Origin of the sequence: Sphaerisporangium sp. NPDC049003 (assembly GCF_043197795.1) — a bacterium.
Classification (GTDB): Bacteria; Actinomycetota; Actinomycetes; order Streptosporangiales; family Streptosporangiaceae; genus Sphaerisporangium.
Map to the genome: position 1 here is coordinate 24,540 of NZ_JBICTU010000042.1, position 22,843 is coordinate 47,382.

Below are 22,843 nucleotides of genomic sequence, written 5' to 3' on the forward strand. Positions count from 1 at the left end.
CCCAGCCACGTTTTTCACAACATCAGTGTGCCGTAATTCCTTCCCGGCACACAACCGGATGTCCGGGTTGCGCCAATGGACTTTGTCACGCAGGTAAGGCTTACCTAACCAGCGGAAACGTCTCCGGACAGGTCCACAGGGAGCCCGTCCCCCACCACCCCGGGGACGACGGGGACGGCCGTGGTGTCCCGGGGCGCGGCGGTCCCCGCGCGGCCGAGCACCAGGAAGGCCACCAGGGCCGCCACGGTCAGCCCGGCCATCAGCAGGGCCATCGGGAGCGCCGAACCCGATCCGCCGAGACCCACCAGCGGCGCGGCGACCGCCCCGAGCGCGAACTGGAGCACTCCGAGCAGTGCGGAGGCGCTGCCCGCGATCTGCGGAGCCTGGCCGGCCAGGGCCAGCGCGCCCGACCCCGGCAGCGACAGGCCCACGCCGCACATCAGGATGAACAGCGACACGACCACCGCGAGCAGGCCGAGGCCGGCGACCACTCCCGCCACCAGGCCGGCGGCGCCCGCGAGGCTCACCAGCAGGCCGGCGAGCACCAGGCGCGCCGGGGCCACCCGTCCGGCGAGCCCCCCGCCCACCTGGGCCATCGCGGTTAGGCCCAGCGCGTTGAGACCGAAGATCAGGGAGAAGCCGGTGGGCGTCACTCCGTAGATCTCCTGGAGGACGAACGGCGACCCGGAGATGTAGGCGAACATGGCCGCGAAGCCGAGCCCGGCGGCCAGGGCCCCGGCCATGAAGGAGCGGTCGCGGACCAGGAGGCCGAAGGTCGCGATGGTGTGCCGCAGGCCGCCGCCCTCCCGGCGCCCGGCGGGGAGGGTCTCGCGTACGCCCAGCGTCACCGCGAGCAGCAGGAGCAGCCCGGCCACGCTGAGGGAGACGAACACGCCCCGCCAGGAGGTCACCACCAGGAGTTGTGCCCCCGCGACCGGCGCCACGACGGGGGCCAGGCCGCTGACCAGCATCAGCGTGGCGAAGATCCGGGTGATGGCGGGCCCGTCGTACAGGTCGCGGACGACGGCGCGCACGATCACCAGTGCCGCGCCGCCCGCGATGCCCTGGAGCAGGCGCAGCGCGATCAGCGCGTCCACCGAGGGGGCGAAGGCGCACAGCAGCGAGGTGAGCGCGTAGGCGGCGACGCCCCCGAGCAGCGGCACGCGCCGCCCGCGCACGTCGCTCAGCGGCCCGGCGATGACCTGGCCCACGGAGATCCCGATCAGGCACGCGGTCAGCGTGAGCTGGACCTGGGCGGCCCCGGTGAGCATCTCCCCCCGGATGGCGGGCAACGCGGGCAGGTACATGTCGATGGACAGGGGACCGATCGCCGAAAGCGCCCCGAGGATCAGCAGGAGCAGGCCCCTTCGCCGCCCCCCACCCGTCTTCCCGTCACCGGAGGCCGCCACGGCCTCGTCCCGCTGGGGGGTCATGGGCATGCGGTCCCTTCAGGGCGTCTGAGTGCTCGAACAGCCCACAGGGGCCGAATGCGCATGAACAACATTAAAGACGACTTAATTCCCTGATAGATAATTGTTTTGACCACATAGGCGCGCGACGGCTCGAACGGCCGGACCTGTCGTCACAGGTCAAGGCCATGAGGTGACCAAGCCGGTGGGGGTCGTGAGGGAGGCTGAGGACCGGCCGCGACCGGCTAGTGGGCGGGTTTGAGGGTGATGGGGGCGAAGACGGCGCCCTGGGGGTCGGCGAGGATGGCGTAGCGTCCCGCCGGAAGGTCCGCGGGGCGCTGGAGGATGCTTCCGCCGTGGTCCTCGGCGAGGGCGGCGATGACGTCGCAGTCGGCCACGGCGAAGAAGACCAGCCACCGCGCCTGGACCTCGGGAGGGAACCGGTCGCCGATCGGCATCATGCCCGCGACCGGCCTGCCGTCCGCCAGCCACTCGGTGTACTCCACGCCCGCCGCGTCGGTGGCGCTGCGCGAGCCCCACCCGAAGACGGCCGGGTAGAACGCCTTGGCCCCCACGACGTCACGGCAGTCCAGCTCGTTCCAGCAGTGCGCGACCGGCTCGTTGACCAACTGGGCGCCATAGTGCCTGCCGGGCTGCCAGATCATGAACGACGCCCCAGCCGGATCCTGGAAGACCGCCATCGAGCCCTCGTCGAAGACCTGCACGGGCCCTACCGTGACGTGGCCCCCCGCCTCCTTGACCCTCTCGGCCACGGACTCGGCGTCGTCGGTGGCGATGTAAGTGTTCCACACCGAGGGAACGCTCTCGCCGAACGTCGGCCCGATGCCCGCCACGAGCTTCCCGCCCTGCCAGAACCGGCCGTATCCCCCCGCGTCGGGGTGGGGGTCGAACTCGGCCCGCCATCCGAACAGCCGCTCGTAGAAGCCCACCGACGCGCTGAGGTCGGTGCTCGAAAGGTCCACCCAGCAGGGCACGCCGGGCTTGTAACCGGTACGCGTGGGCATGCCTGGCCTCCTTGACGGCCGATGTCACGTCGCTCGCCCCTGCACGTCCGCACCCGCTCACGCCTGGTCGCGGATGCTTCCAGCTCTCAGCGGACGCCGCGCCGGCCGGAGCCGGCCCCGCGGTCGCGGCACGGGACACGGCCAGCGTCACACGGCGGGGCGGGCGCCACAGGAGCCGACGAGGCGGCTTGGCCGGAGGCGCCCGCAACCTTTACCACGACGCGGCACGGGGGCCGTGGTCCGCCGAATGAACCACGCGGCGCGGTCCCTAAACTCGTCAGCATGGACTCCCCAGCCGTCGCGCTCACCGATCTGGTCAAGCGATACGGCCGCACAGTCGCGATCGACGGTCTGACCCTGAACGCCGAACGTGGCGCGGTCACCGCGATCCTCGGCCCCAACGGCGCCGGGAAGACCACCACGGTCGAGATCTGCGAGGGGTTCAGGAGGCCCGACGGCGGCACGGTGCGCGTCCTCGGCCTCGACCCGGCACGCCAGGCGGCCGAGCTCAAGCCGCGCATCGGCGTGATGCTCCAGTCCGGCGGCGTGCCCCCGGCCGTACGGGCCGGCGAGTGGCTGCGGCTGGTCGCCCGGTTCCACGCCCATCCCCTCGACCCCGCCGCCCTTCTCGACCGGCTCGGGCTGACCGAGCACGCCCGTACGCCGTACCGCCGCCTGTCCGGGGGGCAGCAGCAGCGGCTGTCGCTCGCCGCCGCCGTCATCGGCCGCCCTGAGCTGGTCTTCCTCGACGAGCCGACCGCGGGGCTCGACCCGCAGGCCAGGCACGCCTGCTGGGACGTGGTCGCCGAGCTGCGCGCCCGGGGGGTGTCCACGGTGCTGACCACCCACCACATGGACGAGGCCGAGAAGCTCGCCGACAAGGTCGTCATCATCGACCGGGGCACGGTGGTGTCCGAGGGGAGCCCGCAGGCGCTCACGGGCGCCGAGCGGCAGCTGCGCTTTCGCGCGCGTCCCGGGCTCGACCTCGACGAGCTGCTCACCGCGCTGCCCACGGGCAGCACGGCCAAGGAGTCGCCGAGCGGCCACTACGTCATCGAGGGCCACGTCGGCCCCGAGCTGCTCGGCACCGTCACCACCTGGTGCGCGGCCGAGGGCGTCACCGCCGACGACCTGAGCGTGGAGCGCCGCACCCTGGAGGACGTCTTCCTGGAGCTCACCGGAAGGGAACTGCGATGACCGCCGCCCTCGATTTCACGCCCTCGCCCGGGGCGGCGCCCCTGCCCCGCATGGTGCTCGCCCAGGCCGGCGCCGAGGTGCGGGCCGTGCTGCGCAACGGGGAGCAGCTCCTGCTCACGCTGATCATCCCGATCCTGGTGCTGGTCGGGTTCTCGGCCGCGCCGCTGCTGGAGGTGCCGGGCAGGCGCATCGACTTCGTGGCGCCAGGTGTGCTCGCGCTCGCGATCATGTCCACGGCCTTCACGGGCCAGGCGATCGGCACGGGGTTCGAGCGGCGGTACGGGGTGCTGAAGCGCCTCGGGGCCACTCCCCTGTCGCGTCCGGGCCTGATGCTCGCCAAGACGCTCGCGGTGATCACCGTGGAGGTGCTCCAGATCGTCGTCATCGCCGCCGTGGCGCTGGCGATGGGCTGGCACCCCCAGGGCGACCCACTGTGGGCGCTGGTCCTGATCCTCGCCGGAACGGCCGCCTTCAGCGGGCTGGCGCTGCTCATGGCCGGAACACTGCGCGCGGAGGCCACGCTCGCCGCCGCGAACCTCGTCTACCTGGTGCTGCTCGGGCTCGGCGGCGTCGTCGTCCCGGTCACCGCGTTCCCGCACGCCGTACGTGCCGTCGTGGAGCTGCTGCCGATCACCGCGCTGACCGGCGGGCTGCGCTCGGTGCTCGCCCACGGCGGCGGGCTGCCGATCAGGGACCTGCTCGTGCTGCTGGTCTGGGCTGCCGTTACCCTCGGTCTGGCCTCCCGCACCTTCCGGTGGGAGTGACGTAGACCCAGGCATCCCCTCGACCGCACCAGCAGGTGCGAGGAACGCGAGAAGAACCCCCGATGACGCTGCCGTCGATCTCCGCGTCCGCCGGACCGTACCGCCCGGACCGCGCCCGGCCAGGAGCCTTCGTACGGGCAGCCGCGGGTGCGGTGCCCCCGTCCGGGCTGGTGGTGCTGGGGATCCTGTCGGTCCAGATCGGCGCGGGCCTGGCCAAGAACCTTTTCACGCACCTGCCGCCCAGCGCCGTGGTGTTCCTGCGGATCGCGGCGGGAGCGGTGATCCTCGCGGCCTTCGCCCGGCCCCGGCTGCGCGGCCTGACCCGGCGTGACCTCGCCGTCGGCGGCGCGTTCGGCGTGACGCTGGGCGTGATGAACCTCTCGTTCTACGAGGGGCTCGCCCGGTTGCCGATGGGCATCTGCGTGACCATCGAGTTCCTCGGCCCCCTCGGGGTGGCGGTCGCGGCCTCGCGCCGCCGGATGGACCTGCTGTGGGTGGTGCTGGCCGCCGCCGGCATCCTGTTGCTCGCGCCCTGGGGCGATAGCGACGGCCTCAGCTGGATCGGCATCGGCTTCTCCGCCCTGGCGGGCGCCTGCTGGGCCGGATACATCCTGCTGTCGGCCGCCGCCGGAGGACGTTTCCCCGGCACCACCGGGGTGTCCTTCGCCATGATCGTCGCGATGCTCGTCACCGCTCCGGTCGGGGTGGCCACCGGGGGCGCGGACCTGCTCAGCCCGGAGCTGATCCTGCTGGGCGCGGGCGTCGGCCTGCTCTCCTCGGTGATCCCCTACAGCCTGGAGCTGGAGGCCCTGCGCACCATGCCCAAGCGCGTCTTCGGCATTCTGATGAGCCTGGAGCCCGCGGCGGCGGCCCTGGTCGGCCTGGTCGTCCTCGGGGAGTTCCTCAACGTACGCGAGTGGGCGGCCATCGGCTGCGTCGTCATCGCCTCCGTAGGCGCCACCCGCACATCCTGACCCCCGCCCCGTGGGCGCCACCCGCAGGTCCTGACGCCCAAGGGCCCAGGGGCGCACCCGTACGCCCCCGGGCCCGTCGGCGGCCCGGGGTGTCGGCCCTCAGGCCTTGACCTCGCGCAGGCGGCCGGTCTCCACCTCGTAGACGAAGCCCCGCACCGACGCCTTGTGCGGGATGAACGGATCGGCCTTGATACGGCCGATCGACTGGACGACGTCCTCGTCGGGGTCGGTGAACGCCTCGGCCGACCAGTCGGGCTTGATCCCCGTCTCGGTCTCGATCGCGCTCTTGAAGCCGTCGTCGGTGAAGGTGATCATGCCGCAGTCGGTGTGGTGGATGAGGATGATCTCGCGGGTGCCGAGCAGCCGCTGGCTGATGGCGAGGCTGCGGCGCTCGTCGGCGGTGACCACCCCTCCGGCGTTGCGGATCACGTGCGCGTCGCCCTCGGCCAGGCCGAGGAGCCCGTACACGTTCAGGCGGGCGTCCATGCAGGCCAGGACGGCGACTCCCTTGGCCGGAGGGAGCGGGAGGTGGCCCTTGTCGAAGGCCCCCGCGTAGCGCTCGGCGTTGGCGAGAAGTTCGTCGGTGACGCTCATGAGAGCCTCCGGAGTCGTTGGACGGTCCACCCTCTCCACGTACTCGACCAGATTTCCCCTCACTACCTACCGAGTCAATAGGGTTACCGGAAGTAACCCCCACGGAGCGCCTGGGTTCGCTGAATGGACTGTGGTCGAATGGGCGCATGAAGGTTCGCATCGGCATCTCTCCCCCGCCCGGCGACGGAGCCGGCCGGTTCACCGAGACGGTCGACCGCGCCGAGGCCCTCGGAGTGGACTCGCTGTGGCTCTCGGAGATCGTCTACGGCTCGTCGGTCGAGCCCTTCGTCGGGATGGGGTACGCGCTGGCGCGCACGCGGCGGCTGAAGGTCGGCACCGGCGTCGCCATCCTGCCTGGACGCAATCCCGTGCTCGTCGCCAAGCAGCTCGCGTCGCTGGCCGCGCTGGCGCCCAAGCGGGTCCTGCCCGCGTTCGGCCTCCAGCCCGCCCGGCCGGAGGAGAAGGAGCTCTTCCCCGTGCCCGGCGGATCCCGCGGCGCGGTGTTCGACGAGTCGTTGGAACTGCTCCGGCTCCTGCTGCGCGCGGAGGGCCCGGTCACCTTCAAGGGCCGCTTCCACAGCGTCGAGGACGCCGAGATCGGCCCCCGCCCGGGCAAGCCACTGGACATCTGGCTCGGCGGCAGCGGCCCGGTGGCCCTGCGGCGCGTCGGGCGGCTCGCGGACGGCTGGCTGGCCAGTTTTCTCACCCCCGAGGAGGCCGGAGCAGGCCGGGAGACCATCGAGGCCCACGCCGCCGAGGCCGGACGCGAGATCGAGCCCGACCACTTCGGCATCAGCCTGGCCCTCGCCGCCACGGCCATCCCGGACGGCCTGACCGCCGCCCTGCTGCGCCGCCGCCCCGGCACCGACCCCGCCGCACTCGTCCCCGTGGGCTGGGACGCCGCCCGCGACCTCATCCAGCGCTACGTCGCCGCCGGCATCACCAAGTTCGTCATCCGCCCCGCCCAGGGCCCCATGGACATCACCCCCTGGCTCGACGCCTTCACCCGCGAGCTGCTGCCCCTGCAGAACTGACCGCGACCGTAGGTCGCCGCCCTGGGCGCCCGGATGGGCGTGGCTGGGGGCGATCAAGGACGCACTGTGTGGGCCGAGCTCAGATGGGCGACCGATCAGGGCGGCGAGACGGCGGCGACCGCACCGCCTACCCGGTTCCCGGTGGGCTGGCGGGCATGGTTCGGGCAGGCGACACGTAGCTGGTGGGCAGTCGCATGCGAACCGCTGGCCCTGCTCATCGAGGCGTCCCCGCCCGAGGGCCTGGCACACGGAATCGACCTCATCGAAGGAAACGGTTCGGGGCCGACCACACCCCGTGTGAGGGGCCCCGGGCCAGCCGGGCGGGGTCACTCGGGGCGGTTGGCCCAGATGCCGCGGATGTGTTGGATGTGGTGGTCCATGGTGGTCTTGGCGGCGTCCGTGTCGCCGCGTATCAGGGCGTCGAGGATGGCGAGGTGCTCGCGGGCGGAGTCGGCGAGGGTGCCCCGTTCCGACATCTTCTTCAGGCCGTACAGCCGAGCGCGGTATCTCAGGTCGCGGGCGATCTCGACCAGGTGCGCGTTCCCGGCGAGCGCCAGCAGCTCCACGTGGAAGCGGAGGTCGGCGTTGACGTAGGCGAGCAGGTCGCCGCTCTCCGCCGCCGAGACGATCTCCTCGGCGACCGGCCGGAGCACCTCGAAGTCGTCCGCGCGGGAGGCGTCGGCCAGCCGGGCCACGGTGGGCACCTCAAGGAGCCTGCGGATCTCGGTGAGCTCGTCCAGGTCGCGCTCGGACAGCTCGGTGACCCGGAACCCCTTGTTGGGCACCGCCTCGACCAGGCCCTCCTTGGCCAGGTCGAGCATCGCCTCGCGCACCGGGGTGGCGGACACCCCGAACTGCGCGGCGAGGACCGGGGCGGAGTAGACGACGCCGGGGCGCATCTCGGCGGCGACCAGCGCGTCACGAAGCGCCTGCGCCACCTGCTCGCGCAGGCTCTGGCGCCCGGCCATGACCGGCAGGTCGAGCCTGCCCTCCTCGCTCACGCCCCACCCCGCTCGGACCCGCTCGCCATGCCGGCATCCCCTCCTGGGCTCATCGGCCCGCCCACGCGTCATGGGCGGCGGCCGCCACGACCAAATCCTCCCAGGCCATCCCCACACTCTTGAACACGCGAGGCCCGGAGCCCGGCTCGACGGCCCCGTTCACCAGCTCCGCGAGGCCGCCCGCCAGGTGGCCCTCGCCGATCAGTCCCGACCGGATCGCCATGATCACGTCGCCGGCCTCCGCGAGCGCGGACGTACGGGACTCGACCACGACGGTGGCACGGGCCATCAGGTCGCCGTCGAGCTCGCGGGCGTCCGGCTCATGGGAGCCGACCGCGACGACGAGTGCGCCGTCGGCCACCAGCGCGCCGGGGAACAGCGGCTCGCGGGCACTGGTGCAGCAAACGATCACATCCGCGCCGGCCACGCCCTCGGCCGTGCCCACCGTCGCCGTCAGGCCGAGGGTGGAACAGTGGGCGGCCAGGTCGCGCGCCCCGTCCAGGTTCCGGGCGACGACGGTGACGTGCTCGATGGGCCGTACCGCGCGCAGGGCCTCGACGTGGCCCCATGCCTGCGGGCCGGTGCCGAAGACGGTGAGCGTACGGGCGTCCGGCCGGGCCAGGTGCCGTGCGGCGAGCGCCGAGACGGCCGGGGTGCGCAGCGAGGTGAGCGCGATGCCGTCCATGGAGGCCAGGGGCGTCAGGGACGGGCCGTCGAACAGCAGGTAGGTGCCCTGGATCCGGGGAAGCCCCCTGCCGGGGTTCGCCGGGGCGACGCTCGCCACCTTGATCCCCGCGTGGCGGCCGTACGAGGCGGGCATGAGGAGGAGCTGCCCGGCGGGCAGGTCCACGACCGGGCGGCGCGGGCACTCCTCCGGGTCGAGGCCGCCGAGGAGCGCCTCGGACAGCGCCCTCACGGCATGCTCCATCGGCACCAGGCGCCTCAGGGTGTCCCCGTCGATGTACGGCAGCGCGCTCATCGGAGCGTGAACCCCGGGCCCACGGGATCGCGGGGGTCGAGGACGAACCGGTGCACGCCGGTGCGGTACGCCATGCCGGTGATCTCCGGGATCACCGTGTCACCGCGCGCCTCGACGACCCGTCCGGTGAACGTGGTGCCGGTGATGCTCTCGTGGACCAGCTCGCCGGTGAACCCGTCGGCGTGGAGCAGGGCGAGCCGGGCGGCCGTCCCCGAGCCGCACGGGGATCGGTCCACCTCGCCGTCCGCGAACACGGTGACGTTGCGCTGGCGGCCGGGGCCGATCTCGTCGTAGAAGATCACTCCGTAGATCCCGGAGAGGCGGTCATCGGCAGGATGCCTGGCGGCCGGGTGGTCCTTGAGCGACGCCTTGATCGCGCGGCCGAGGGCGATGAGGCCGGTCAGGTGACGCGGCTCCACGCTCAGCCCGAAGGCGCCTGCCGGAACGGACGCGTACATCGCCCCGCCGTAGGCGATGTCGACCGTGACTTCGCTACTGGCGGTGGGGACGGATATCTGGACGTTCCGGGCGGTGACGTGGGAGGGGGCGTTGCGGAAGGTCACCGACTCGATGACGCCGCCGGAGCTGTGGACGCGGGCCGTGACACGCCCGGAGGGCACGTCCACGACCACGTCGGTGTCCCCGTCGGGATCGGCCTGGACCAGGCCGGACTCCACCGCGTGGACGCCCAGCGCTATCGTGCCGTGCCCGCAGGCCGTGGAGTAGCCGTCCTTGTGCCAGAACAGCACCCCCAGGTGCGCGCCCGCGTCGTCCGGGGGTACGAGGAAGCATCCGTACATGTCGGCGTGGCCGCGCGGCTCGTGGCAGAGCAGCCTCCGCACGCGGTCGATCTCGGGCGCGGAGGCGTTCGTCCGGCGTTCCAGCACCGTGGCGCCGGGAATCTCCGGAACTCCGGCCGTGACGATACGAAATGGCTCGCCACCGGTGTGGTAGTCGATCGTCCGGACCTCGATCTCCCCGCCCATGCCCAAGCCCCCGCCACTCCGTGGTGCCATACCGGTTCGCCGCGTCGTGCCGGTCCAGGTCTTGCCATCCATCAGACGCCGCCCAGATAGGCCTCGACGACGCGGGAGTCGCCGCGCAGTTCGGACGCCGAGCCGCCGAGGACGCACTCGCCGCTCTCGATCACGTACCCCCGGTGGGCGATCTTGAGTGCCGCCTTGGCGTTCTGCTCGACGAGCAGGACCGAGACGCCCTCGGCGTTCACCTCGCGGACCAGCTCCATGACGGAGGCGACCACCAGCGGTGCGAGGCCCATCGACGGCTCGTCCAGGAGCAGCAGTCGTGGCCCGGAGACCAGGGCCCGGCCGATGGCGAGCATCTGCTGCTCCCCGCCGGACAGCGTGCCGCCCTGCTGCGCCCGCCGCTCGGCCAGGCGCGGCAGCAGAGAGTACACCCGGTCGACGCGCTTGCGGATCTCGGCCTTGTCGCGGACCAGGTATCCGCCGATCTGGAGGTTCTCGTGCACCGTCAGCGTGCTGAAGACCCGGCGCCCCTCGGGGACGTGCACCAGCCCGGCGCGGACGATGGCCTCGGGCCGGGCCCGGGTGACGTCCGCGCCGTCGAAGACGATCTTGCCGGAGGTCGGGCGGACGAGGCCGGACACGGCGGAGAGCGTGGTGGTCTTCCCGGCTCCGTTGTTGCCGAGCAGCGCGACGATCTCGCCTTCCCGGACGGTGAGCGACATCCCTCGCAGGGCGTGCACCCCGCCGTAGTGGACGTCGAGCACCTCGACCTCAAGCGCCGCCATCGTGGCCTCCCCCCGCCTCGGTCCCCGTGTCCGTGTCGGTGTGCTCGTCGTCCTTGCCAAGGTAGGCCTCGATGACGGCGGGGTCGCGGCGGACGTCTTCGGGGCGGCCGTCGGCGATCTCGCGGCCGAAGTTGAGCACGATCACACGCTCGGACACCTCCATGACCAGGCCCATGTCGTGCTCGATCAGTACGGTCGCGACGCCCAGCTCGCGGATCCGGCGGACGAGGCCGAGCATCTCGGTCTTCTCGCCGTGGTTGAGCCCGGCCGCCGGCTCGTCGAGCAGCAGCAGTCGCGGCCTGCGGGCCAGGGCGCGGGCGATCTCCACCCGGCGCTGCTCGCCGTACGGCAGGGCGCGCGCCTCGCCGTACCGGTCGCCGCGCAGGCCGACGAAGTCGAGCCAGTGGTGGGCCTGCTCGGTGCACTCGCGCTCGGTACGGCGATAGCGCGGGGTGTGCAGCAGCGCGTCGACGAAGTTCTGCCTGAGCCACAGGTGGGCTCCCGCGCGCACGTTGTCGAGCACGGACATCTCACCGAACAGCCGCAGGTTCTGGAACGTCCGCGCCACGCCGAGCCCCGCGATCCTGGACGGCCGCATGCCGGTGATCTGTCTGCCCGACAGGACGACGCGCCCGGCGGTGGGACGGTAGAAGCCGGTCACGCAGTTGAACGCGGACGTCTTGCCCGCGCCGTTCGGCCCGATCACCGAGACGATCTCGGCCTCGCCGACCGTGAAGGACAGACCGTCGATGGCCAGCAGGCCGCCGAAGGACAGCCTCAGATCCTCGACCGACAGCAGAGTCATGGGGCGGCCTCCCGGGAGCGGTGGGGCCACAGGCCCTGCGGGCGGAGCAGCATGACGACGATCAGCAGCACGCCGAAGGCGAAGAACCGGTAGTCCGCGAAGTCGCGCAGCAGCTCGGGGAGCAGGCTGATCACGACGGCTCCGACGACGACGCCCGGGGTCGACCCCATGCCGCCCAGCACCACGGCCATGAGCACGAGAGCCGACTGCAGGAACGTGAAGCTGCCCGGGGAGATCGCCGAGAGCTGCCCGGCGAAGAGCACTCCGGCCAGCCCGCCCCAGACCGCGCCCGCGATGTAGGCCGCGAGCTTGACCTTGTAGGTGTGCACGCCCATGGCCTCGGCGGCGTCCTCGTCCTCGCGGACGAACCGCCATGCCCTCCCGAGCCGGGACCTGCCGAGCCGGGAGGCCCCGATCACGGCGATCGACACGATCACCACGGTCAGGTAGTAGAAGACGACCGGGCTGCCGGTCAGGCCGGGGATGCCGTAGATCCCCGAGGGCCCGCCGGTGACGTCCAGGTTGTTGGCCGTGATGCGGATGATCTCGCCGAAGCCCAGCGTGACGATGGCCAGGTAGTCGCTGCGCAGCCGCAGTGTGGGGGCGCCGATCACGACGCCCGCGACGACGGTGGCCACGATGACGGCGGGCACGGTCGCCAGTAGCGGGAGGTCGAACCGGGTGCTCAGCACGCCGCTGGTGTACGCGCCGACGGCGAAGAAGGCGACGTACCCGAGGTCGAGCAGCCCGCAGAAGCCCACCACGATGTTCAGCCCCGAGGCGAGCATGACGAAGATGGCCGCGCTGGTCATGACCGACAGGGCGTACGGCGTGGCGATCACGAACGGGGCGAGCACGGCGACGGCCAGCCCGGCGAGCCCCGCCCACCTGCTGTCGAGGAGCCGCGAGGTCGCGCGGCCAAGCGCGCCGGCCCGGGTCCGGCTCCGGGCCGTCACACGCGCTCCGTGACACGCTCGCCGAGCAGGCCGGTCGGCCGTACGGACAGGAACAGGATGAGCACGCCGAACGCGAACACGTCGCGCCACTCGCCGCCGAGCCAGTACGTGCCGAAGGATTCCAGCAGCCCGAGCAGCAGGCCGCCCAGCATGGTGCCGGGGATGTTGCCGATGCCGCCGATGACCGCCGAGGTGAACGCCTTGAGCCCGATGAGGAAGCCCATCAGGAAGTCGATCTTCCCGTAGTAGGCCCCGGCCATCACGCCGGCCGCGCCCGCGAGGGCGGAACCGAGGAAGAACGTCCGTGAGATGACCGCGTTCACGTTGACGCCCATGAGCGCGCTCGTACGCGGGTCGAGGGCGATGGCCCGCATGGCCCGGCCCTCGCGGGTCCGGGTGACCAGCACGTTCAGCCCGCCCATGAGGGCGACGGCCACGATGATGAGCGCGATCTGCTGGAGGGTGATCCGCGCGCCCAGCACCTCGACGGAGGTGCCGCCGAGCCGCAGAGGGTAGACCTGCGGGTCGGCCCCGGCGGCGGCGCGCATTCCGTACTCCAGCGCGAACGAGGCGCCGACGGCGGTGATGAGCAGCGAGAGCCGGGGGGCGCCGCGCAGCGGGCGGTAGGCGACGCGTTCGAGCACGACGCCCGACAGTCCGGTGACGGCCATCGTGACGACGAGCACGCCGAGCAGTGTCGGCAGCGCCATGCCCGGCGACACGCCTCCCACCGCGCCGAGGATCGCGAACCCGGTGAAGGCGCCGAGCATGTAGATGTCGCCGTGGGCGAAATTGAGCAGCTTCATGATCCCGTAGACCATGCTGTACCCCAGCGCCACCAGAGCATAGAACGAGCCGACGAACAGCCCGTTCCAGATCAGCTGCGACATGTCGTTCCTCGGGGCCCCGGGAGGCAGGCGCGCGTGGTCACTTGAGCGCGTCCTGGAGGGCGAACTTCCCGGACTTGACCACCAGGATCTGGAAGCCGCCGGTCGCCAGGGTGTGGTCGGGGGTGAACTTGAGCGGGCCGGAGAACATCTGGAACCCGTCGATCCCCTCCAGCGCGGTGATGACCTTCGCGCCGTCGGTCGACCCGGCCCGCTTGACGGCCTCGGCGGCCAGCCGCACGGCGTCGTACGCCTGGTTGGAGTACGGGCCGGGGCCCGCGCCGAACTTCTTGGTGTAGTCGGCGATCCAGGTCTCCGCGCCCTGGAGGGTCTCGGGGGTCTGGGTCATCGTGGCGTACACGCCCTCGCCCGCCTCGGGGCCGGCGATCTGCGCGAGCTTCTCCGACACCGAGCCGTCGCCGACCATGATGCCGCCCTTGTAGCCGGCCTGGCGGAGCTGCCGGGTGATCAGGCCGCCCTCCTGGAAGTAGCCGGTCCAGTAGACGAAGTCGGGCTTCTTGGCGAGGATGTTGTTGACGTTCGCGCTGTAGTCGCTCTCCTTGGGCGTCACCGCCTCCAGGATCGCGGTCTCCGGGCCGCCGGCCTGGTCGAGGAGCGCCTGCGTGCGGACGGCGATGTCCTTGGAGTAACTGGTGTTGTCGTGCACCAGCGCGACCCGCTGGGCCCCCTGCTTGGTGATCCACGCCATGGCGGCGGCGGCCTGCTGCGTGCCGGTGCCGTTGATCAGGAAGACGTGCTTGAGGTGCTGATCGACCAGTTCCTGCGAGTTGGCGGCAGGGATGATCATCGGGATGTTCGCCTTGCCGAAGACGGGCAGGGTGGGGAGCGTCGCGCCCGAGCAGTAGCCGCCCACCGAGATCTTCACGCCCTCGGTGACGAGCTTGTTGGCGCCGGAGACGGCCGTCTGGGCGTCGCAGGCGTCGTCGGCGACCTTGAGCTCCAGCTTGCGGCCGAGCACGCCCCCCTTGCCGTTGATCTCGTCCACCGCGAGCTGCGCGGCGTTTCGCATGTACGGGCCGATGGCCGCCTCGCTGCCGGACTGCGGGATCAGCATCCCGAGGGCGATGGGGCCCTCGTCCCCGGCGGTGTCCGAGCCGCCTCCCAGGAGCCCCTGGCCGCAGCCCGCCGTCAGCATGCCCACGGCCGTCGCCAGCGACCAGATCACGGCTACACGCGCTTTGCCCATCGTGCATCTCCTCGCGAAACAGCGTCGTCTCAGCATGGTGTGTGACATTGCACACAAACTGATAGTCAGCGTCAAGGTCCGAGATCAGACCGTTAGGAGGCCGGTACGGCTCTGACGGGAACCCCGTGCCGCGCGGTGAGAACGGGCACGGGGGACGCCCCCGGGCTAGTCGCCGGCCGGGCCGAGGGCGACGGTGTGGGTGGAGGTGTAGAACTCCTGGGCGGCCTTGCCCTGCTCGCGCGGGCCGTGGCTGGAGTCCTTCTCGCCGCCGAACGGCAGGTAGAAGTCCACGCCGCTCGTCGGGCTGTTGACCTTGACCAGGCCGGTGTCCAGCCGCGCCGAGACGTCGAGCGCCCGGTCGAGGTCGCGCGTGTAGACGGCGGAGGCCAGGCCGTAGCGCACGCCGTTGGCCAGGGCGACCGCCTCGTCCACCGAGCCCGCGTCCTGCACCAGGCAGATGGGCCCGAAGACCTCGTCGCAGGCCAGCACGTGGCCGGCCGGGACGCCGTCCACCAGGGTCGGGGCGGCGTACCACCCGTCCCGGTCGAGCGCCTCACCGCCGGTGAGCACCCGTCCCCCGGCCGCCGCCGACACCACGCGGTCGCGGGCGGCCTGGTCGATCAGGGGCCCCACGGCCGTACCGGGGTCGGCCGGGTCTCCCACGCCGAGCTTGGCGACGGCGGCGACCAGCGCCTCGCGGACCTCGCCGGCGTTGCCCACGGTGATGACGCGCTTGGTCGCGGTGCACTTCTGCCCGGCGTACCCGAACGCGGCGGCGGCGATCTGCGCGGCCGCGGCCGGAAGGTTGGCGTCGTCCAGCACGATGCCGGCGTTCTGCCCGCCCATCTCCGCCTGGACCTGCACGCCCCTGCCCGCCGCGGCCACGGCGACCTTGCGGCCGACGGCGGCCGACCCGGTGAAGGAGACCACGTCGGCCGCCTCGATCAGCGCCGCGCCCTCCTCGGCGTCGCCGGGGACGACCTGGAACAGATCCTCGGGCAGGCCCAGCAGTTCGGCCAGGCGCAGCGCGCAGGCGAGCGCCTGCGGGGCGGGCTTGAGCACGACGGCGTTGCCGAAGGCGAGGGCGGGCGCGGCCTTCCACAGGGGGATGGCCAGCGGGAAGTTCCACGGGGTGATGAGCCCGGCCACGCCGCGCGGGCGCCTTCGGGTGTAGGCGAGCCCGGCGCCCGAGGGCTCGTGCATGGCGCCGATCGGGTCGAAGACCTGCTGGGAGTAGTAGCGCAGGATCGCGACCGACCGCGCCACCTCGCCGGTCGCCTCGGTGACCGGCTTGCCGACCTCGCGGACGATGAGCGCGCCCAGTTCGCCGGCCGAGGCGGCCACCGCCTCGGCGGCCTCGGCCAGCGCGGTCGCGCGCCGCGCGGCGTTCGCCCCGGCCCACCGCCCCTGGGCGGCCCGCGCCCGGCGCACCGCGTCCGCGACGCCCTCCGCCCCGGCGGCCGTGACGCTCGCGACCACGTCGGCCGGGTTCTGGGGAGACCGGCTCTCGACAACGCTCATCGCTGAATCCCTCTCGAACAGTCAGATATCCCGCTACATGGAACCATAGTCCATGTCATGGATTTAGTGGATCACAGGAGAAACCCCTCGGGGAAAGGGTCGGTGGGGTCGAGGAAGTGCTGCGCCGTGCCCGTCACCCAGGCCCTGCCCGTGATCGTCGGGATCACCGCCGCCCGTCCGGCGACCTCCGCCCGCTCGACCAGCCGCCCGGTGAACCGGGTGCCGATGAACGACTCGTTGACGAAGTCCTCCCCCAGCTCCAGCTCGCCCCTCGCGTGGAGCTGCGCCATGCGGGCGCTGGTCCCGGTGCCGCAGGGCGAGCGGTCGAACCATCCGGGGTGGATGGCCATGGCGTGCCGCGACAGCCGGGCGTCCGAACCGGGGGCGACGAACTGGACGTGGTGGCAGCCCCGGATCCCCGGGTCGAGCGGGTGGACAGGCTCGTCCGCCTCGTTGATCGCCGCCGAGATCGCGAGGCCCGCGTCGAGGATCCGCTGGCCCTGCGAGCGGTCGAACGCCAGCCCGACCGACTCGATCGGCAGGATGGCGTAGAAGTTGCCGCCGTACGCCAGGTCGTAGGTCACCTCGCCGAGGCCCGGCACCTTGACCGTGCGGTCGAGCCCGGCGCTGAAGGAGGGCACGTTCTGGATCGTCACCGACCTGGCCGCGCCGTCCTCCACCCGCACCGAGGCGACCACCAGGCCGGCGGGCGTGTCGAGCCGTACTGTCGTGACGGGCTCGACGACCTCGACCATGCCGGTCTCCACCAGGACCGTCGCCACCCCGATGGTGCCGTGGCCGCACATCGGCAGGCAGCCCGACACCTCGATGTAGAGCACGCCGAAGTCGGCGTCCGGGCGGGCCGGGGGCTGCAGGATCGCGCCGCTCATCGCCGAGTGACCGTGCGGCTCGAACATCAGCAGCTTGCGGATGTGGTCGAGGTTGGCCAGGAAGTACTCCCTGCGCTCGGCCATGCTCGCGCCGGGGATGACGCCGACTCCGCCGGTGACGACCCGCGTGGGCATCCCCTCGGTGTGCGAGTCGACCACGTGGAAGATCTTCTTGGTCCTCACCGTCACCTCACCGCAATCCTTCGGCCAGCGCCTTCTCGGTGGCCGCGCGGACCGAGGCCTCGTGCTCGGGGGTCAGCGGCACGCGCGGGTGCCGGCACGGGCCGCCGTACCGGCCGGCGAGGTCCATCGACAGTTTGATGGCCTGCACGAACTCGATCTTGGCGTCCCAGCGCAGCAGCGGGTGCAGCGTACGGTACAGCGGCAGCGCGCCGGCCACGTCCCCCTCCACTGCCGCGCGGAACAGGGCCACGCACGAGGCGGGAAGCGCGTTCGTGAACCCGGAGACCCAGCCCACCGCTCCGGCGACGGCCAGCTCAAGCGCCACGTCGTCCGAGCCGATCAGCACGTCCAGGCCGGGCGCCAGCTCCGCGATCTCGTACGCCCGCCGCACGTCCCCCGTGAACTCCTTGACCCCGGCGATCAGCCCCTCGCCGTGTAGCTTCGCCAGCAGCGAGGGGACGAGGTCGACCTTGGTGTCGTACGGGTTGTTGTACGCCACGATGGGCAGCCCCACCTTGGCGACCTCGCGGTAGTGCGCGAGCACGGCGCGCTCGTCGGCGCGGTAGGCGTTCGGCGGGAGCAGCATCACGACCTGGCAGCCCGCGTCCCGCGCCTGCTCGGCCCAGCGGCGGGACTCGGCCGCGCCGTACGCCGCCACGCCCGGCATCACGCGGTCCCCGCCGACCGCCGCGACGGCCGTCTCCACGACGCGGGCGCGCTCCTGCGGGGTGAGCGTCTGGTACTCGCCGAGCGAGCCGTTGGGCACCACGCCGTCGCATCCCTGCTCGACCAGCCAGCGGCAGTGCGCGGCGTATCCCTCCTCGTCGACGCTCAGGTCCTCGCGCAACGGCAGCGCCGTCGCCACCATCACTCCATGCCAGGGCTTCTCACGAGTTGTCATCGGGGGTCCTCTCCTCCTGGGTCTCCTGCTAGATCGCCGAGTCGTACGGGCTGCGCGATCGGCCGGCGTGGCGGCGCCGGGGCCTCGCCCGCCAGGCACGCCACGGCGTAGCCGCATACGCGGCCCTGGCACCAGCCCATCCCCGGGCGGGCCAGCAGTTTCATCGAGCGGGCGTCCACGGCGCCGAGTTCCCGCGCCTCCTTGATCCGCGCGTAAGGAACCTCCTCGCAGCGGCAGATCAGCGTGTCGTCGCGCAGCCAGCCCTTCCAGCCGTCCCGTACGGGGTAGGCGCTCTGGAGGGCCCTGCCGAACGCGGCGAGCCTGGCCCGTTTCCTCGCCAGGCCGGGCGCCGGGGGCACCGGGCGGCCGAGGTCGGCGGCGGCCGTACGTCCGGCGATCCAGCCCTCGGCCTCCGCCAGCCCGGCTCCGCCGACACCGGTCGGCTCACCCGCCGCGTAGACGCCGGGCACGGTGGTGCGCATCCCCTCGTCCACGGTGACGACCGGGCCGCCGTCCCGATCCGTCCCGGTGGCGCAGCCGAGCTGCGTGGCGAGCTCGATCTGCGGGACGAAGCCGTACCCGACGGCCAGCGCGTCGCACGCGATCGTCCGGAGCCTCCCGGGGACCCAGTCGCGGTCGAGCTCGGCCACGGTGACGTGCGTCAGCTCGTCCCGCCCGTGCGCGGCGACCACGGCGTGGCCGCCCAGGTACGGGACCCGGTGCCTGGCCAGGCGGAGGCCGTACCCGGCGCCCTCCGCCAGCTTGCCCAGGTGGGTGATCAGGGCGGGCGCGAGGCCGAATCTCCCGTTGGCCTCGAAGACCCCGGCGACGTGCGCGCCCGCGCCGGCCAGCCCGGCCGCGACGGGAAGCAGGAAGGGCCCGGTGCCCGCGACGACGACCCTGCGCCCGGCCACCACGAGGTCGCCCTTGAGCAGCGCCTGCGCGCCCCCGGCCGTGAACACTCCGGGAAGGTCCCAGCCGGGGAACGGGAGCGGCCGGTCGTGCGCGCCGGTCGCGATGACCAGGCGCCGGGCGAGGACGGTCTCGCGCCGCTCGTCCCTGGCCCCTGCCAGGCAGTGCACGGCCACTCTGCCGTCCCCTTCCCGTTCCGCGACGACGGCCCAGACGCGGTGCAGGAGCCGGAGCTCCACGCCGTCGTGCTCCCCGAGGGCGTCCGCGAGCCGGGTGAACCGCGCGAACCCGTGGTGCAGCGCCCCCGGCCTGCGGGCGCGGAACCCCTCGGGCGGGTGCCGGTAGTACTGGCCGCCGAGCCGCGCTCCCGAGTCGATCAGCACGACGCTCAGCCCGGCCCGTGAGGCGGCGACGGCCGCCGCCATCCCGGCGGGCCCGGCCCCGACGACGGCGAGATCCTTCATCGCGGCCTCACTTCCGTGCCCGGCGGGACGCCGATCCTGTCCGCCGTCGGGTGCGCGCTCATGTCGTCGCTCATCCGGTCGTGACCTCGTCTCCGGGGCGCGCCTCGGTCTGGCAGGCGCGCAGGGACGCCTCGCCGTTGACGGTGACCAGGCAGTCGAAGCACACGCCGATGCCGCAGAACAGGCCACGGGGCCGCCCGCCCATCCGGGTCGTACGCCACGATCTGATGCCGCCGGCGTAAAGGACGGCGCCGATCGTCTGGCCCGGCACCGCCGTGACGGGACGGCCGTCCACGTTGATCTCGAAGCCCGGCTCGGGCCGCGCCCCCACGAGGTGACCGGCGTGCGGGGGCCTCTCCTGGGGTTTGGCGGACGGGGTGGTGGCGGGAGGTCGCTCTGGCGAGGGATTCACGCGGCGAACCTTTCCGGGCGGAAGGGGCTCAGGTCCAGCTCGGGGGTCGCGCCCGCGAGCAGCCCGGCGATCAGGTGGCCGGTGGCCGGGGCGAGGCCGATGCCCGCCCCCTCGTGCCCGCAAGCGTGGTACAGGCCGGGCGCGCGGGGGTCCGCGCCGATCACGGGAAGGTGGTCGGGGCAGTAGGGCCGGAACCCGCAGTAGGCCCTGATCACCCGGCGGTCGGCCAGCACGGGGAAGAGCGCGACGGCCTGGCGGGCCAGCGCCTCGATCACCGGGATCGACATCGTGCGGTCGAAGCCCACCCGCTCGCGGCTCGCGCCGATGAGCACCGTGCCGGAGGGCGTTCCCTCGATCACCGCGCTGGTCGAGAGGCCGGCGGAGTCGCTCGCCACGTCGGTGACGTAGGCGGCGGTGTAGACCTTGTGCCTGACGAGCGGCACGCCGAATCGTCCGGAGATGGGCTCGGTGACCAGGATGAAGCCCCGGCGCGGCAGGATCGGCAGGCCGAGGCCGGCGAGCGCGGCCAGTTCGCCGCTCCAGGTGCCCGCGGCGTTCACCACGGCCCCCGCCGGGATGTCCCCGTCACTTGTACGGACGCCGGTCACCCGGTCGCCGTCGCGTAGGAAGCCGGTGACCGTCACCCCCGTGCGCAGGACGACCCCGGGAGCGTGCTGGAGGAGCCTGGCGGCGGCGAGCATCGGCTGCACCTGGGCGTCCTGCGGGTAGAAGACCGCGCCGGCAAGGTCGCGCGTGAGGTGGGGCTCGTACCCCGGCAGCTCGCCGGGGGCCACGGGCAGGTGCTCGACTCCCCGGCCGGCCTGTTCCCCGGCGAGCGCGGTGAGGGCTTCCAGCACCTCGGCGGTCTCGGCGACGACCAGGCCGCCCTTCGCCTCGAACTCGAAGCCGCCGAGGGCCGCCAGCTCGCGCCAGAGGGTGTTGGACAGCAGGGCCAGCTTCAGCTCGGGACCGGGCTCCTTGTCGGAGACCAGGATGTTGCCCTCGCCCGCTCCGGTCGTGCCCGCCGCGACCCCTCCGCGGTCGACCACGGTGACGGTCAGGCCCGCCTTGGCGGCGTAGTACGCGCACGCCGCCCCGACGACGCCCGCCCCGACCACCACGACGTCGGCCATTCTCACCCCCACGCGCGTCCCCTCGGCCAGTCAGTAATATGTCACATATTCAAAGCGGCAATCAATCCCGGTTTCCGCCATTCCGGTGCCATACCCGCCTCCGGTGTCACAACCGCACCGGAGCGGAGGGCTACGGACCGGGGCGACGGTACGGCCGCCTACGATGTGTGCCGTGACCGCAGCAGACCAGCCCCGGAGCCGCGCAGGGGAAACGCGGCCGCGCGCCTTCCTCGACCAGCTCAGGAGCCGCGCGCTCGACCTCTTCCACTCCGCGTGGTCCCCGACCCCGTTCACCGTCAGGCGGTGGGCGCTGGCCAGTGTGGTCGTCAACGCGGGCATCACCGTGACCGGCGCGGCCGTACGGCTCACGGGCTCGGGGCTCGGCTGCCCGACCTGGCCCCAGTGCACCCCCGGCAGCTTCGTGCCCGCCGCCCACGACGCGCACGCGCCGGTGAACATGGCGATCGAGTTCGGCAACCGGCTGCTGACCTTCCTGGTGCTCGCCGTCGCCGTCGCCTGCGTGGTCGCCGTGCTCCGCGTCACGCCCCGCCGCTCCAGCCTGGTGCGCCTGGCCTGGATCCAGCCGATCGGCGTCGCCGTCCAGGGGCTGTGGGGCGGCCTGGTCGTGCGGAGCCTGCTGAACCCGGTCACGGTCAGCGTCCACTTCCTGGTCTCCATCGGCATGATCCTCGCGGCGCTCGCGCTCTACGCCCGCTCGGGCGAGGGCGACGCCCCGCCCAGGAGGCTGGTCCACCGCGACATCCGCACGCTGGGCTTCGTCCTGGTGGCCGCCGTGTTCGTGCTGGTGGTCGCGGGTGTGGTGGTCACGGGAACCGGGCCGCACTCGGGTGACGAGGCGGCCTCGCGGTTCGACTTCGACATCCAGACCGTGGTCCAGATCCACGCGGACGCCGTCTGGATCGTTCTCGGGCTGACGTTCGCGCTGCTGTTCGCCCTGCACGTCACCGACTCCCCCGGCCGTGCCCGGCGTGGCGCGCTGGTCCTGCTGGGCGTCGAGCTGGCCCAGGGCGTCATCGGCTACGTGCAGTACTTCCTCGCCGTGCCCGCGATCCTCGTCGGGGCGCACGTGCTCGGGGCCGCTCTCGTGTGGATCGCGACCCTTCGGGTGGTCTTCCTCATGCGCTCGCGCGGCCCGGGTGACACGCTCGCGCCCGGCCACAACGAGCTGGACGCGGTCGGCGTCTAGGTCCTCCCGTTGCGCCCGGGAGAACCGCCTCGGCCGGGTGCTCGCCGCGCGGCGGGGTGGCGAAAGTTTCATCCGCCGTGCCGGGCCGGGGGCCTGTGAGCTGCGCTCTCCCTGCGTCCGCCCCTTGTCGATCAGGCACGCGCTTCGGTTCGCGCGGCCGCCGGGGTAATGTCCGGATTTGCGCATGGGAGCGCTCCCATAAGACCGTGATCGGCCAGGAGGAGGTGACGCCTCTCGAACGGAGCCACGGCAACCGCGTGATCTCGTCCGGCTCGGACGCCGCATGCCGTGAGGGGGAAGTGCCTCTCTGCCTCACGGCCGGCGTTCGAGTCTTCGGCGTGCCCGGTCCGCTTTCGCACATCGCCCGATACCGGGCCTCGTCCCGTATGCCGCTCCATGCCCCGGCCTTCGCGTGCCGGCCGCTCGCCGTACGCCGTTCCGCCGTCCACGCGCGTGCCCGTCCCGGGCGGGCCGGTCGCCGTGGAGGCGCTGACCGGCCCGCCCGTTCCCGTCGCCGGGCGGCTAGGCCCTGTTTCGAAGTCGGCTGAGTGACGGCGTGTCGCGCCCGGACAAGCAGAGAGGTCTCCGGTAAAGGGTTCATCGACCAAGAAGAACCT

General features: G+C 72.5%; 22 protein-coding genes. 5 read left to right on the forward strand and 17 right to left on the reverse strand.

Going from position 1 to position 22,843, the window contains the following annotated elements; genetic code table 11:
- Positions 1 to 104: 104 nt before the first annotated feature.
- Together ACGFIV_RS32755 and ACGFIV_RS32760 are read right to left on the reverse strand one after the other, a co-directional pair.
- Positions 105 to 1,433 (reverse strand): multidrug effflux MFS transporter, encoded by a 1,329-nt coding sequence (locus ACGFIV_RS32755; RefSeq protein WP_358552450.1) that lies wholly within the window; start codon positions 1,431 to 1,433, stop codon positions 105 to 107.
- 221 nt (positions 1,434 to 1,654) lie between these two features.
- Positions 1,655 to 2,434, reverse strand: coding sequence for a VOC family protein (locus tag ACGFIV_RS32760; RefSeq protein WP_358552452.1), 780 nt, complete (start codon positions 2,432 to 2,434; stop codon positions 1,655 to 1,657).
- A gap of 282 nt (positions 2,435 to 2,716) precedes the next feature.
- Between ACGFIV_RS32760 and ACGFIV_RS32765 the strand changes: the two genes are divergently transcribed.
- The 3 genes from ACGFIV_RS32765 to ACGFIV_RS32775 all read left to right on the forward strand — a co-directional run bounded on the left by ACGFIV_RS32765 (position 2,717) and on the right by ACGFIV_RS32775 (position 5,369).
- Entirely contained in the window at positions 2,717 to 3,631 is a 915-nt protein-coding gene (locus ACGFIV_RS32765; RefSeq protein ID WP_392838819.1) for an ABC transporter ATP-binding protein, read from the forward strand.
- Entirely contained in the window at positions 3,628 to 4,395 is a 768-nt protein-coding gene (locus ACGFIV_RS32770) for an ABC transporter permease (RefSeq protein ID WP_392838821.1), read from the forward strand. Before ACGFIV_RS32765 ends, ACGFIV_RS32770 begins: the two co-directional genes overlap by 4 nt.
- Before the next feature lie 62 nt (positions 4,396 to 4,457).
- Complete coding sequence (locus tag ACGFIV_RS32775; RefSeq protein WP_392838823.1) at positions 4,458 to 5,369, forward strand: DMT family transporter; 912 nt, start codon at positions 4,458 to 4,460, stop codon at positions 5,367 to 5,369.
- A gap of 99 nt (positions 5,370 to 5,468) precedes the next feature.
- Here the strand turns inward: ACGFIV_RS32775 and ACGFIV_RS32780 are convergent, their stop codons facing one another.
- Complete coding sequence (locus tag ACGFIV_RS32780) at positions 5,469 to 5,963, reverse strand: beta-class carbonic anhydrase (RefSeq protein ID WP_392838825.1); 495 nt, start codon at positions 5,961 to 5,963, stop codon at positions 5,469 to 5,471.
- 146 nt (positions 5,964 to 6,109) lie between these two features.
- Between ACGFIV_RS32780 and ACGFIV_RS32785 the strand changes: the two genes are divergently transcribed.
- A complete protein-coding gene (locus ACGFIV_RS32785; RefSeq protein WP_392838827.1) occupies positions 6,110 to 6,997 on the forward strand; it encodes a TIGR03854 family LLM class F420-dependent oxidoreductase in 888 nt (295 codons plus the stop codon).
- Between the two features lie 326 nt (positions 6,998 to 7,323).
- On the opposite strand, the gene ACGFIV_RS32790 is transcribed toward ACGFIV_RS32785, so the two are convergent.
- The 14 genes from ACGFIV_RS32790 to ACGFIV_RS32855 form a co-directional block, all read right to left on the reverse strand.
- The gene (locus tag ACGFIV_RS32790) at positions 7,324 to 7,998 is read right to left on the reverse strand and encodes a GntR family transcriptional regulator (RefSeq protein ID WP_392838829.1); all 675 of its coding nucleotides are present in this window, start codon (positions 7,996 to 7,998) and stop codon (positions 7,324 to 7,326) included.
- A gap of 49 nt (positions 7,999 to 8,047) precedes the next feature.
- A complete protein-coding gene (locus ACGFIV_RS32795) occupies positions 8,048 to 8,977 on the reverse strand; it encodes an ornithine cyclodeaminase family protein (RefSeq protein ID WP_358557200.1) in 930 nt (309 codons plus the stop codon).
- Positions 8,974 to 9,963, reverse strand: coding sequence for a proline racemase family protein (locus ACGFIV_RS32800; RefSeq protein WP_392838832.1), 990 nt, complete (start codon positions 9,961 to 9,963; stop codon positions 8,974 to 8,976). Before ACGFIV_RS32800 ends, ACGFIV_RS32795 begins: the two co-directional genes overlap by 4 nt.
- Positions 9,964 to 10,034: 71 nt before the next feature.
- Complete coding sequence (locus ACGFIV_RS32805; RefSeq protein ID WP_358557204.1) at positions 10,035 to 10,748, reverse strand: ABC transporter ATP-binding protein; 714 nt, start codon at positions 10,746 to 10,748, stop codon at positions 10,035 to 10,037.
- Positions 10,735 to 11,553: an ABC transporter ATP-binding protein gene (locus ACGFIV_RS32810; RefSeq protein ID WP_358557206.1), complete on the reverse strand. Its 819-nt coding sequence runs from the start codon at positions 11,551 to 11,553 to the stop codon at positions 10,735 to 10,737. The genes ACGFIV_RS32805 and ACGFIV_RS32810 overlap by 14 nt, the downstream gene beginning before the upstream one ends.
- Entirely contained in the window at positions 11,550 to 12,509 is a 960-nt protein-coding gene (locus ACGFIV_RS32815; RefSeq protein WP_358557208.1) for a branched-chain amino acid ABC transporter permease, read from the reverse strand. The genes ACGFIV_RS32810 and ACGFIV_RS32815 overlap by 4 nt, the downstream gene beginning before the upstream one ends.
- Complete coding sequence (locus tag ACGFIV_RS32820) at positions 12,506 to 13,399, reverse strand: branched-chain amino acid ABC transporter permease (protein ID WP_358557210.1); 894 nt, start codon at positions 13,397 to 13,399, stop codon at positions 12,506 to 12,508. Before ACGFIV_RS32820 ends, ACGFIV_RS32815 begins: the two co-directional genes overlap by 4 nt.
- 37 nt (positions 13,400 to 13,436) lie before the next feature.
- Entirely contained in the window at positions 13,437 to 14,603 is a 1,167-nt protein-coding gene (locus tag ACGFIV_RS32825; protein WP_358557212.1) for a branched-chain amino acid ABC transporter substrate-binding protein, read from the reverse strand.
- 165 nt (positions 14,604 to 14,768) lie between these two features.
- Positions 14,769 to 16,124 (reverse strand): aldehyde dehydrogenase family protein, encoded by a 1,356-nt coding sequence (locus ACGFIV_RS32830; protein WP_358557214.1) that lies wholly within the window; start codon positions 16,122 to 16,124, stop codon positions 14,769 to 14,771.
- A gap of 71 nt (positions 16,125 to 16,195) precedes the next feature.
- Positions 16,196 to 17,197 carry a proline racemase family protein gene (locus ACGFIV_RS32835; protein ID WP_358557244.1) on the reverse strand — a complete coding sequence of 334 codons (1,002 nt, stop codon included), beginning with the start codon at positions 17,195 to 17,197 and terminating at the stop codon, positions 16,196 to 16,198.
- Between the two features lie 7 nt (positions 17,198 to 17,204).
- Positions 17,205 to 18,098, reverse strand: a complete 894-nt coding sequence (locus tag ACGFIV_RS32840) for a dihydrodipicolinate synthase family protein (protein WP_392838837.1) — start codon at positions 18,096 to 18,098, stop codon at positions 17,205 to 17,207.
- A complete protein-coding gene (locus ACGFIV_RS32845; protein ID WP_392838839.1) occupies positions 18,095 to 19,474 on the reverse strand; it encodes an FAD-dependent oxidoreductase in 1,380 nt (459 codons plus the stop codon). The genes ACGFIV_RS32840 and ACGFIV_RS32845 overlap by 4 nt, the downstream gene beginning before the upstream one ends.
- Before the next feature lie 70 nt (positions 19,475 to 19,544).
- The gene (locus ACGFIV_RS32850; protein ID WP_392838841.1) at positions 19,545 to 19,886 is read right to left on the reverse strand and encodes a (2Fe-2S)-binding protein; all 342 of its coding nucleotides are present in this window, start codon (positions 19,884 to 19,886) and stop codon (positions 19,545 to 19,547) included.
- Positions 19,883 to 21,031, reverse strand: a complete 1,149-nt coding sequence (locus ACGFIV_RS32855) for an FAD-binding oxidoreductase (protein WP_358557227.1) — start codon at positions 21,029 to 21,031, stop codon at positions 19,883 to 19,885. Before ACGFIV_RS32855 ends, ACGFIV_RS32850 begins: the two co-directional genes overlap by 4 nt.
- Before the next feature lie 160 nt (positions 21,032 to 21,191).
- On the opposite strand from ACGFIV_RS32855, the gene ACGFIV_RS32860 reads away from it, so the two are divergent.
- Positions 21,192 to 22,226, forward strand: a complete 1,035-nt coding sequence (locus ACGFIV_RS32860; protein ID WP_392838843.1) for a heme A synthase — start codon at positions 21,192 to 21,194, stop codon at positions 22,224 to 22,226.
- Positions 22,227 to 22,843: the final 617 nt, after the last annotated feature.